Here is a 12,476-nt window from a genome sequence, read left to right on the forward strand (position 1 = left end):
TCCCAAATGGGAGGCATTTTTTGTTTCGTAAAAACAAGGCAAACGTTTGCTTTTTCTCTGGCGACTTCAAATAGTTCTGGTATCATGCCCCGGTAATCGATGAATCCGTTAGATTTTGTTGTCCGATTCATTTCCCGCATGACGTTTGAAATTATGATAGGAATGTCAAAATGAGCCTTGCTGACCAAGTACTTGCCGTCAACGATGACCTACCCATCCGCACCGATAAACCTGTACACAGTGGAAAAGTTCGTTCTGTTTACTGGTTGACCGAAGAAGACAGTGCCCGACTGATTAAAGAGAAAGGATACAATGTTGCCCCTGACGCCCCATTGGCGATCATGGTGATCAGCGATCGTATTTCCGCTTTTGATTGCATTTGGCATGGAGAGCACGGGTTGAATGGCGTACCGGGTAAAGGCGCTGCGCTCAATGCCATTTCAAACCATTGGTTTGGCTTGTTCAAAGAAAATGGCCTTGCTGACAGCCACATTCTGGATATTCCACATCCTTTTGTCTGGATCGTACAGAAAGCCAAACCGGTGAAAATCGAAGCGATTTGCCGCAAGTACATTACTGGTTCAATGTGGCGTGCTTACGAAAAAGGTGAACGTGAATTCTGTGGTATTCAGCTACCAGAAGGCTTGGAAAAAGACAAAGCATTGCCGGATCTGCTCATGACGCCATCAACAAAAGGCATTTTGAAAGGCATTCCAGGAGTTCCGGAAGCAGACGACGTTAATATCACCCGCCAAAATATCGCTGACAACTTTGCCGCGTTTAATTTCTCTAGTGCCGACGATATCGCGCTTTACGAAAAACTGCTGAAAGACGGCTTTGGTGTGATCAGTGAAGCATTAGCAAACGTGGGGCAAATCTTTGTCGATACCAAATTTGAATTTGGTTACGTCACGGATGCGGCTGGAAATGAAAAACTGATTTACATGGATGAAGTGGGTACACCAGACTCATCACGAATTTGGGATGCCCAAGAGTATCAAGCAGGCAAAATTGTTGAGAATTCAAAAGAAGGCTTTAGACAATTCTTGCTTAACTACTTCCCTGACCCAGATATTTTACTTAATAAAGATCGTATGCCTGAGCGTGAAGCGCTCGCTCGCGACAACGAACTACCTGAAGAAGCGCTGATGGCAGTGTCTCGTACTTACATCAACATCGCAGAGAAAATTACCGGCAGCGCGATCGTCTTAAGCGATAATCCAAAGCAAGAAATCATCGATATCCTTGGTCGCGAATACGGTTTGATTGACTAAGTCATCGCCAACGATTCAAAACAAAAAAACGCCTGCATCGCTGCAGGCGTTTTTTCTCGTCACTTGACATTACTTAATCAAACTGAGACTCACTGAGATCTTTCAAGCGGATCACGAACACATCTTGTTCTCGGCAGTCAATTTTGCTTTCGCTGCGATTTTGAATGAAGTCGATCTGGGTGGGCTCTAGCGCATACGGCATCACTACCGTCAGCTCGTCTATCCCCTCCAGTTTTGCCAGTTTGAGTAGCGTCACCAAGTTGGATTCATCGCTACGGCGTGAAGACATGCTCTTTAAGGCGGCGTCCCACAATCGATCTTCTGGTTCTGAAAGCTCTGCAATACTGTTCTTCCACATCACACCAAAAACTGGAGCAAAGGTGGTTAAGGCTTCTAAAAACGTCCATTTTTTACTGCATGAAGCCCCTAGAAAACTGGTGTAGTCGAATTCGACGTGTCTCTTTCCCTGTTTTTCCATTTTGTCCCCCGACAGATTGGCAACACAACATACTCAATATCAGTCAAGTGTTTTGATATAGCAATAGGATATAAAACAATGGTCTTTTATGCCCTAGTTTCGAGAGGAAAAGAAATATTAAAACCAGAGTTGTAACAATCGTCACTCAGACCCTTTAACGATATGCGTCGGATTGATTAATATTTTGCGTTTAAAACAAATACCCTCCCATTTAAGAGAGGGAGAGCATCGTTTTTACTTACCAGCGTACCAGCTTGAAACCGGCACCGATCCGAGTTTGATTGTGGTCATAATCGATCAGAGTTTCACCATAACCATGGTACGCCTGAATGTAGATGCCAATCAGATCATTAAAGTAAAAGGTATAGCCCACTTCTACGCCACCACGGCTGTCATCCCAATTGTAGAATCCTCGAGCATTAAATATGCCTGCCGCGCTGTAAAGCTTCATCCAAATTTCATACGGTGCGTAGTAATCTTCAATATCTCGGTTTTCTGATGTATCCCCCACCACAGACCAAAGGTGCACACCGTACTCCAACGGCCCATCCAAACGCTCTGCAGCAAGGTAGAGACGATCCCAACTACGAGATAACGCCGATGAACGACCATTAGACTCGTGCTTATAGCCCGCCTCCAAATGGTTAAAGATCAGCATATTGCTTTGATGAGCAATAAACAGCTGGGGCTTATAGTTGGTTTCTCTAAAGGGAGAAGAGATATCTGAATTGGCCAACTGCCAAAGGGATTTTTGCGTATAGGAACCCACGACGGCAGTGGCTTTATTGAATCGATAGAGGGGAACCGAAACCGAGAGCTGAAACTTCACTTCGAAGTGCTGCAAATTATCCATGCCGGAACCACTGGCTTCATAGGCTTCATCATTGATATCGGAGGTATAAGTGCCAAGCGCATAGTTATCTTCATAACTGGAAATGGTATTGAGGCTTTTCGCCTGAGCAAACAAAGGGGCGGTTAAGAGCAATGCGAGCGCTTTAAACTTCATTGTGTTCCTTCAGTGATAGATGCTTAGCCATTTGTTCGAGAACCGTTATTTCTCTTTCAAACACTAAACAAGGGCTTGAGCAAGTTGCCATAAAGCGGCAAATGAAAACATTCATCGCTCAATAAAGCAAATATTATTCCAGGCCAATCATTTCAAAACAAAATATCTCTCACCCACCATTAACACAATGAAACCCTTGTTTTAACGAACATCAATCACTCGACTCGCTTTACGATATTGCACTCGCCAGCCGGAAAAACGAGGCAATTCCCAACGCTTAGGATCGCCTTTGCGGTTGCCGCCAGCGAAGACCACTTGCACCAACTTGCCAGCAGGAAAATATTCCACCGTCAGCTGTAAATCAGGCAAAGAGAGCGATAACGGAAATTGCTCAGCAAAATCCTTGTATTGCCAATCTGGGATCCCTCGATACGGGAAATCATGGCTTTCAAACAGTGCCATTTCATCCACTTCGTTCACTCCCATGGCATCAAGCTGCTCGCGTAACCATTGGTCAAAGTCCAGTAATCCGATGGGGCGTTGCTCTTCATTCAAGCCTAACGCACAATACAAGTGCCAATGCGTCATTTGTGTCGTGACAAACGCATAGAGATCCGGCAGCAACTGGCCTTTTTTTACCAGAGCAACGATGGTTTCAATGGCATCCTCTCCTTGAGGTTGTTCAAGCCTGCTCTCCACCACTCGACCAGCGTAAACCAGTTGCATCTCCACTTCGACCGCATCGTTTGATGGGCGCGTTTCCCCTTGTCGCCACTCCCCTAACTCGAGTTCGTTAATCAAGGTCAACGGAGCGGGCATGATCACGCTGGCTAAGTTGAGCGTCTGTTTCACACCTTTCCCCGGCAAGCTATGGCTATCTAACACAAGAGCAAGCTCGTGTTTGTCAGAGAAACGGCTTTGGCGACCGACCATCATTTCCATCTTTCCATTCCCCAACGCCTCACGTCGTTTGGTTCGGCGGATAAAGACCAACTCTGGATGCAAACGAGCGATCGCCTTAACCAGTTCAACCCGCGTGTATCTCGAACTCACTTCAAGATCGGGCAGTTCAAACAGATCGCGCATTTGTTGAGACAAGCCTCGCGCTTCCTCTAACGCCCCTTCATCCACGATCACACCACTAAAGCGCTGACCACGAATGAGTTGAATCATTAACGTGGCGTCGCACTGTTGCGGCTCTTGTTCAAGTAGTGTCTCAACCTCTTCGCCACCCTTGATTTGATACAGCGCCGCAGGGACAGAGAGACCAGCGGCGAGATCAATCATCGCCTCTTTGAGTGCCTTGGTTGGCATGCGAGTGACAAGGTCGGCGTAAAGCGTGTCAACAGGTAAGGGATAGAGCTTTTGTCCGTGCTCGGTCACTTTGCCTTCGGCTGTGATGGCCTGCATGCCATTGAGTATCTTGTGTGCCTGCACAAGAGATTTCTCTGGCAAACCATCTAAAAACTCAAGCTCGGCCAAGCGATAGCCACAACACGCCGCTGCCAACATCGGCTCGCTGAGTTCTTCTCGCTGCAGTTCGGGGGGCGTGGCAAGTTCAAGTGGCGCGTGTTCACCGTACAGACGCAAACATTGGCCAGCCATAACACGACCAGCACGCCCTGCTCTTTGTGCCGCACTGGCCTTGGAAATATGGGAAAGGATCAAGGTTGTTCGACCATTTCGTTGTATGGTGCGTCGCTCTAAGCCACTGTCAATCACGGTGGTGATGTTCGGTATCGTCAGCGAGGTTTCCGCCACATTGGTCGCTAACACAACTTTGCGCTGGGCTTGCACGCTTAAAGCAATGCGTTTCTCTTCCTCTGACACTGAGGCATGCAGCTTTGCCACAACCAAAGAGGGTTGTGCTTGCAACTGACTGGCAAGGTTTGAAATCTCTTTCCTGCCGGGTAAGAAAACTAAGATATCTTGCCCTTCGGTTTGTAACACTTCCTTGATTGCTGCCAACACGTCATGCTCACACTGTTTCTTGCTGGGCAAGAGGTGACTCTCTTTGGCTCGATATTCGATGCTGACCGGGTAGCAGCGACCTTGAGATTGCAAACGTTCGGCATTGAGATATTTCGCCAGCTTTTCACCCGCCAACGTCGCTGAGGTTAAAACCAAGCGATGGTTATTTTGCGCTTTGAGCATCGCAGTGAGAAGATCCATGTCCCATCGACGCTCATGAAATTCATCAATGATAATGATATCAAACGCACTCAGACCATCTTCCGCTAACCAACGTAACGCTACACCCGGCGTAACAAACACGATATTGGTCTGCGCGTCATAAGCGGCCTGAAGTTTGATCGCATACCCGACTTTACTCCCCAATGGCTGACCAGATTGCTCAGCCAAAAACTCAGCCAATGACGTACAAGCAATTCGCCTTGGTTCAATCACCAGCACTCGACCATGCTCTGCCGCCCACAATGGCAAGCGAGTGGATTTTCCTGAACCAGTTTCAGCTTCCACCACAAGATGCGTGTGGCCAAGGTGATGATCAAATTGCGCTTTGATGATGTCGATAGGGAGTGTGGACATAAAATTTCACTGCGTTTAAATGTGTTTCGGAGTATACCCTTAAACTTTCATCACAGGGGCGTACTCTGGTCATTTCTCTGTGATTCAGTATTAAAACGCTCGGACGTGGATGTTTGAATGCTGATATTTCGCGCATAAAGCAACTTTTTTTGTGCGTTTGATTTGATGTATATCAAGCGCTATTTACAACCAATTAGTGAAGCCGTTATCATTTTTAGCGTTTCCTCAAAAACCCTACTAAGGCACCCAATGAATAACGATAAACGCCCACTCTACATCCCGTTCGCGGGTCCGGCGCTACTGAGTACCCCATTACTAAACAAAGGCAGCGCTTTTTCAGCAGAAGAACGCATCTCTTTTAACCTTGAAGGTCTGCTTCCTGAAACCACGGAAACGATTCAAGAGCAGGTTGAACGCGCATACATGCAGTACAAAGCGTTCGAGAGTGACATGGATAAGCACATCTACCTGCGCAATATCCAAGATACTAACGAAACCTTGTTCTATCGCTTGGTGCAAAATCACATCACTGAGATGATGCCGATCATTTACACCCCGACCGTGGGCGCGGCATGTGAAAACTTCTCCAATATTTACCGCCGTGGCCGTGGGTTATTCGTTTCTTACGCAAACCGTGATCGTATTGACGATATTCTGAACAATGCCTCTAACCATAACGTAAAAGTGATTGTGGTGACTGATGGTGAGCGTATTCTTGGTCTGGGTGACCAAGGTATCGGCGGCATGGGCATTCCTATCGGTAAGCTTTCTCTTTACACCGCTTGTGGCGGGATCAGCCCAGCTTACACCTTGCCTATCGTGTTGGATGTCGGTACCAACAACCCACAACGCCTTGCTGACCCGATGTACATGGGCTGGCGTCACCCGCGTATTACCGGTGCAGATTACGACGCGTTTGTTGAAGAGTTCATTCAAGCGGTTCAACGTCGTTGGCCAGATGCACTTATTCAGTTTGAAGACTTCGCACAGAAAAACGCGATGCCGCTACTTGAGCGTTACAAAAACCGCATTTGTTGCTTCAATGATGATATCCAAGGCACCGCGGCAGTAACGGTTGGCTCCTTGATGGCAGCGTGTCAAGCAGCTGGCAGCAAGCTCTCTGAGCAACGCATTACTTTCCTCGGCGCAGGTTCTGCCGGCTGTGGTATTGCCGAAGCGATCATTGCACAAATGGTCTCGGAAGGTATTTCGGATAAGAAAGCGCGCTCTCAAGTTTTCATGGTTGACCGTTGGGGTTTATTGCAAGAAGGCATGCCGAACCTGCTCGATTTCCAACAACGTCTGGTACAAAAACACAGCGTGACGGCGAAATGGGAAACCGAAGCCAATGGCTTCTCGCTACTTGATGTGGTGAAGAACGCAAAACCAACTGTATTGATCGGGGTTTCTGGTGCTCCTGGCTTGTTTACTCAAGAAGTCATTCAAGAGATGCACAAGCACTGCCCTCGTCCAATCGTCTTCCCACTGTCTAACCCAACTAGCCGAGTAGAAGCGGTACCTGCGGATATCATTCGCTGGACAAACGGTGACGCATTGGTAGCCACTGGCAGCCCGTTCGATCCTGTGATTCATGAAGGCAAAACCTACCCAATCGTACAGTGCAATAACAGTTACATCTTCCCGGGTATCGGTTTGGGTGTCTTGGCAGTTAACGCCAAACGCGTCACAGACGAAATGTTGATGGAATCCAGCCGCGCATTGGCGACGTGTTCTCCGTTGGCAATCAATGGTAAAGGCGCGCTCCTGCCACCACTTGAAGAGATCCACACAGTATCAAAACGCATTGCCTACGCAGTGGCGAAAAAAGCCATCGAACAAGGTGTGGCGTTGGAAATTGCTGACGATGCGCTGCAAGTCGCTATTGAACAACATTTTTGGCAACCGGTATACCGCCGTTACAAACGCACAGCGTTTTAATCCTAGTCAAAACAGCCCTCTTCGCGAGGGCTTTTTTGACAGCAAAAATTCGAGATTTCACCAGAAATTGACTTCAACTCTTCTGTGACTTTCCGTTAAGATGTGGACTTAGAAAGATATGGAGTGATATGTCGTGTTTCATCGCCTAGCCGGTTTGAAAAGTTGGATAAGTTTAAAACGGCTGATTGGGGGATCACTCGTTGCAATACTCTGCGCGATATTATTTGTCATTATCGTAGACCGCTGGGTAAGCTTGCAGGCCTCCGACAAAATCATCACCAGCTATGATCAAGTGGAAGGTTTTGATGTCGCCGTAGTGCTAGGAACCAGTAAATACATCGGTCGCACACTCAATACTTACTACACACATCGCATTGATGCCGCCATTGAGCTTTACCGACAAAACAAAGTGCAACACTTGCTGCTGAGTGGCGACAACGCGCATCGCTCATACAATGAGCCGTGGACCATGAAACGAGATCTCCTCAAAGCAGGCGTACCCGAAACGAACATCCACCTCGACTACGCAGGTTTTCGTACCTTAGACTCCATTGTTCGCGCAAAGAAAATTTTTGCCTCCGATCATTTCCTCATCGTCACGCAACGTTTTCACTGTGAACGAGCCCTGTTTATTGCCAATGCTTATCAGATCAATGCACGCTGTTTGGCCGTTTCCGGCCCAAGTAACAGCAAGCAAATTTGGTCGATGCGCAGTCGAGAAGTACTGGCTCGCGTCAAAGCGTTTATCGATCTTTACGTCATTAACACACAACCTCGCTTCCTTGGTCCACAAGAGCCCATTGCGCTCGAACCATTAGAAACGCCTCTTTCTCAATCACCAGCAGAAGGGTCCGATTCCCTTTCTCAATAAATGGGTAGAAATCTACACCTTTTACTTTTTAAACCTCACAGTTTGTTATTACAACGTTAATTATCACCAACACAATACCCACAAAACTCATAACATTCACGTAACGCAAGTCAGTATTTACGCCTCACATCTTTTTAAGTGGCATAGCCACTCAAGAAAAACAAAACAATAACCCTACAGAGGCGAAGCAAAAGGAGCACATGCTATGACCGCACTCGCTGTTACGTTAAAGAACTGGTTACTCACCAGAAACAGCATGATATTTATCGCTAATATCTTACTGTTCATTACTTTGATGACCACCTTACCTTTTGATCCTAAGGTGGTCGTTGGACTCAGTATCCTTGCTTTTGTCGCGGTACTTTGGCTTACAGAAGCCATTCACGTTAGCATCACCGCGCTGCTCGTCCCGATGCTCGCCGTCTTCATGGGCGTTTTTGATACGCAAGCTGCGCTGAATAACTTCTCCAACTCAATCATTTTCTTGTTTTTGGGTGGTTTTGCGCTTGCCGCAGCGCTACATAAACAGAAATTGGATCAAGCCATCGCAGATAAAGTGCTGATCCTAGCGAAAGGCAAGATGTCGACTGCGGTGTTTATGCTTTTTGGGGTTAGCGCCGGACTTTCAATGTGGATTTCGAACACCGCGACTACCGCCATGATGTTACCGCTTGTATTAGGGGTAATGAGCAAACTCGATAGAGAGAAAAGTCACAGTACTTACCTATTCGTTTTACTTGGTATTGCTTACTGCGCCTCGATTGGTGGTATCGCCACACTAGTAGGTAGCCCACCAAACGCCATTGCCGCAGCGGAAGTTGGCCTTGATTTCACTGGCTGGATGAAACTTGGTCTCCCTATCACCATCTTGTTACTGCCAATTGCATTGATTGTGCTTTATTCAATGACCAAGCCAAACCTTAAGCACTCTTTTGAACTGGACCACACGCCAGTGGAATGGACCAACGGCAAGAAAATCACCCTTGCGATTTTCCTTGTAACGGTGTCACTGTGGATTTTCTCTAAGCCAGTCAATGCGATGTTAGGTGGCTTCAAGAGCTTTGATACCCTTGTGGCTATCGGCGCTATTGTCGCGCTGGGTGTTTCGCGTGCGGTGGAATGGAAAGACATCGAAAAAACAACCGATTGGGGCGTACTCATTCTGTTTGGTGGCGGCCTTTGTTTGAGCAACGTGTTAAAAGCGACAGGCACCAGTGTATTCCTTGCAGAAGGCTTAGGTGCATTCCTTGAGCAAGCTGGCATCTTGTTGACCATTCTTGCTGTTGTCACCTTTGTGGTTTTCCTGACAGAGTTTGCAAGTAACACCGCCAGCGCTGCGCTTCTGGTACCTGTATTTGCCACGATTGCAGAAGCACTAGGGCTATCACCTGTTGTACTTTCTGCTTTGATCGCCATCTCTGCGTCTTGTGCCTTTATGTTGCCAGTGGCGACACCGCCGAACGCCATTGTTTTTGCAACAGGGCATATCAAGCAAAAAGAGATGATGCGTATTGGTATGGTACTAAACATCGTATGTATCGCCGCTCTGACTCTATTCGCAACGATGTTCTGGTAAACATCAATGAGCACTACAACTGCAGGTTAGAGAATACTCTGCACCCTCACTTCCCCCGGGTGGATCTGTAGTTTCCACGCTTTGGTGGCCTTTCNGCCACCTTTTTTTATANCTCGAATGTTANCTCTCTAAANGGTGTCTCACTCGTTGCCGAGCACGGTAAGCGCTATCTATACGCCTCTCAGATCCCTAATCTCAGTGATACGTTTGCTACGTAAAAATAAGCAATACAAAAACAAGCGACAAAAAAGCCACCCGAATCTGGATGGCTTCGTCTGTTCAAGGCAATTGCCGAGCTCTAACCGCATTCGCTGGTTATCTTCTGCATACCGTAATTCACTTCGACTCGGTTACGGCCGCGATGTTTGGCTTGATAGAGTGCGTCATCAGCACGAGCAAGAAACTCCGTTACCCGTTCTTCCTGCATCTGCGCCACGCCGATACTGCAAGTAAGCATGCCACCATGCACCCAAAGATGATTCGAAACATTTTTACGAATCATTTCTGCTTTTTCTACTGCTTGTTGCAGCGTGGTTTCTGGAAGAAAGACGATAAACTCCTCACCGCCCCATCGAACTAAGCGTTCACCTTCTTCTAAAGAACTGGCGACCACCAGCACGAATTCACGTAAGATGTCGTCTCCCATTTGATGGCCATAACGGTCATTGACACGCTTGAACTTATCCAGATCCAGATAGAGAACTGAAAGCTGTTCTTGCCCCCAACGTACCGTACGCGCTTTTTTCTCCAACCAAGTTCGAACCGCATGACGGTTCATCGCTCCCGTCAACGCATCGCGGTGAGCAAGTTCAGCAAACTCGTAATTCTGCGCGCGAAGATCCGCATTCATCTTCTTTAAATGCTCTTGGCGAAAACGAGACTCAGCTAGGGTGTGCTTACTTTTACGTAGTTCATTCAAAGAAAACGCCAGTCCCAATAATACCCAAGAAAGCAACAAAGCAAACAACAGGGTTTCCTGAGCTAAATACGCACCTTCAAACTCAATGCGTTCAATACGGATATGATGCTCTCCATTTGCCGCTCCTGAGCCTGTCGCCAACTCAATTCGTGTCACGTTGGAATATTCTGGTGCAGAATGTTCAATTGGAATCTTATTGTCGGCTAGCCACCAGGTCATGACTTGCAAGTTCGCCAACGGGATCTCAATGGTTTCCATGCTGGCACTCGGTGTGAACTCCATGCCGTTGTATTTGTAAGTGTACTCATTATCTGCGGTGGAATAAGCCGGATTAAAATTGCGCAAATAGAAGCGTAATCGACCATTGGATTCGCCCGTTTTGTCGTAGCTGAGTTTGAGCCGGATGGTGTGGTAGTTGGAAAGGTCGATACCTTTAGTCGCTTCAAGTGTGTCAGTAAAAATCGAAATGCCACAGTAAGGCCACGGGTAGTTAGCCGTTTGCATGTTACAGCTTAAATCTATCGTTTGGCCATCAATCGCCATTTCCGTCGTCGTAATACCGCCTGCTGCCCGATCATCGGTGGCAAAATAAGCAAAACGTTCTGGTGTGATGACAAGTTTTCTCGTGTCACCTAACACACTATAAAGCGCGACTAAACTGATGGTACATATTGCGAGAGCAAAAATAAGTTTATGTATCCATTTCATCATCAGCCTCCAAAAAACAACTCAACTTACTATTTAATATTTAATGTCAATCTTTTTATTGTTATTTTTTTACCTTTCTCAATAGCGACACACTATACCATGCGGAATAAGTGTGATGTTAATTCCAACGTAAATTAGCGTTCAGTTATGTAAGCAAATGCGACCTGGTTCACGCTGTTAAATAAGTTTTATAACAATAACTAAACCACTGGATAACCACTATCACCTCAATGGGGGATGGTAATCGCGATAACGCGAACCGACTCGCAACCTGCATTTTGTTACCGTTTGGGTATATACTTCCGCAAAAACAAATAATGAGTAATGTCATGACTACAAATGCGAAAGGCACGCTGGATAAAATGCGTGCAACTTTAGAGGGTGTGGTGCAATACCGATTGCCTGTTGGAGACACTGAAATCGAGTTGACGCCGTTTATCGGCCAGAGCATCACCCTTACCCACACAGGCAACATCTTTTGTTGTTCATGCGGTAAAAAAACCAAGAAGAGCTATGCGCAAGGTCACTGCTATGTTTGCATGAGTAAATTGGCAAGTTGTGATATGTGCATCATGAAGCCAGAAACCTGCCATTACGATCAAGGTACCTGTCGTGAACCCGAATGGGCAGACACACACTGCATGGTTGATCACTATGTTTATCTTTCGAATACCTCTAGCCTTAAGGTTGGCATTACACGCCATACACAGATCCCAACCCGCTGGATCGATCAAGGTGCGACGCAAGGCTTACCGATTCTGAAAGTGAAGACTCGCCAAATCTCCGGCCTGATTGAAGTCGAGCTGGCGAAGCACATTGCGGATAAAACCAATTGGCAAGCGTTACTCAAAGGGGATGGCACGCCCCTTCCGCTTGAAGAGCGAGCGCAACAACTGCTGCCATTGATTGAAGAGAAAATCTGTGAAATTCGCGCCAAGTACGGCGATGACAGTATCGAGATTCTTCAGGACGTAACCACCAGCATCCAATACCCAGTGGAGCAACATCCAAGCAAAATCAAGTCGCACAACTTTGATAAAAATCCGCTGGTGAGTGGTGTACTTCAAGGCATTAAGGGGCAGTATCTGATTTTGGATACGGGCGTGATTAATGTTCGCAAATTCACCTCTTATGAAGTGGAATTTGAAGCCTAATGATA

General features: G+C 46.9%; 9 protein-coding genes. 5 read left to right on the top strand and 4 right to left on the bottom strand.

Features of this window, described 5'->3' with window-relative positions:
* Positions 1 to 170 precede the first annotated feature (170 nt).
* Positions 171 to 1,274: a phosphoribosylaminoimidazolesuccinocarboxamide synthase gene (locus VV1_RS13330; protein WP_011080630.1), complete on the top strand. Its 1,104-nt coding sequence runs from the start codon at positions 171 to 173 to the stop codon at positions 1,272 to 1,274.
* A 73-nt stretch (positions 1,275 to 1,347) separates the two neighbouring features.
* Here the strand turns inward: VV1_RS13330 and VV1_RS13335 are convergent, their stop codons facing one another.
* From VV1_RS13335 to VV1_RS13345, 3 genes are all read right to left on the bottom strand, one after another.
* Positions 1,348 to 1,752: a hypothetical protein gene (locus VV1_RS13335; RefSeq protein WP_011080631.1), complete on the bottom strand. Its 405-nt coding sequence runs from the start codon at positions 1,750 to 1,752 to the stop codon at positions 1,348 to 1,350.
* A gap of 238 nt (positions 1,753 to 1,990) precedes the next feature.
* A complete protein-coding gene (locus tag VV1_RS13340; RefSeq protein ID WP_011080632.1) occupies positions 1,991 to 2,758 on the bottom strand; it encodes a phospholipase A in 768 nt (255 codons plus the stop codon).
* A gap of 201 nt (positions 2,759 to 2,959) precedes the next feature.
* A complete protein-coding gene (locus tag VV1_RS13345; protein ID WP_011080633.1) occupies positions 2,960 to 5,305 on the bottom strand; it encodes a helicase-related protein in 2,346 nt (781 codons plus the stop codon).
* Positions 5,306 to 5,554: 249 nt separating this feature from the next.
* Between VV1_RS13345 and VV1_RS13350 the strand changes: the two genes are divergently transcribed.
* The 3 genes from VV1_RS13350 (at position 5,555) to VV1_RS13360 (ending at position 9,690) form a co-directional block, all read left to right on the top strand.
* Positions 5,555 to 7,243 carry an NAD-dependent malic enzyme gene (locus tag VV1_RS13350; RefSeq protein ID WP_011080634.1) on the top strand — a complete coding sequence of 563 codons (1,689 nt, stop codon included), beginning with the start codon at positions 5,555 to 5,557 and terminating at the stop codon, positions 7,241 to 7,243.
* Between the two features lie 133 nt (positions 7,244 to 7,376).
* Positions 7,377 to 8,114, top strand: a complete 738-nt coding sequence (locus VV1_RS13355) for a SanA/YdcF family protein (protein WP_011080635.1) — start codon at positions 7,377 to 7,379, stop codon at positions 8,112 to 8,114.
* 205 nt (positions 8,115 to 8,319) lie between these two features.
* Positions 8,320 to 9,690, top strand: coding sequence for an SLC13 family permease (locus tag VV1_RS13360; protein WP_011080636.1), 1,371 nt, complete (start codon positions 8,320 to 8,322; stop codon positions 9,688 to 9,690).
* A gap of 298 nt (positions 9,691 to 9,988) precedes the next feature.
* Here the strand turns inward: VV1_RS13360 and VV1_RS13365 are convergent, their stop codons facing one another.
* Positions 9,989 to 11,317, bottom strand: coding sequence for a GGDEF domain-containing protein (locus tag VV1_RS13365; RefSeq protein ID WP_011080637.1), 1,329 nt, complete (start codon positions 11,315 to 11,317; stop codon positions 9,989 to 9,991).
* Positions 11,318 to 11,646: 329 nt separating this feature from the next.
* Here VV1_RS13365 and VV1_RS13370 point away from each other — a divergent pair, with 329 nt between their 5' ends.
* Entirely contained in the window at positions 11,647 to 12,471 is an 825-nt protein-coding gene (locus VV1_RS13370; RefSeq protein ID WP_043921040.1) for a DUF2797 domain-containing protein, read from the top strand.
* The last annotated feature ends 5 nt before the right edge of the window (positions 12,472 to 12,476 follow it).

This window comes from Vibrio vulnificus CMCP6, from assembly GCF_000039765.1.
GTDB lineage: Bacteria > Pseudomonadota > Gammaproteobacteria > Enterobacterales > Vibrionaceae > Vibrio > Vibrio vulnificus_B.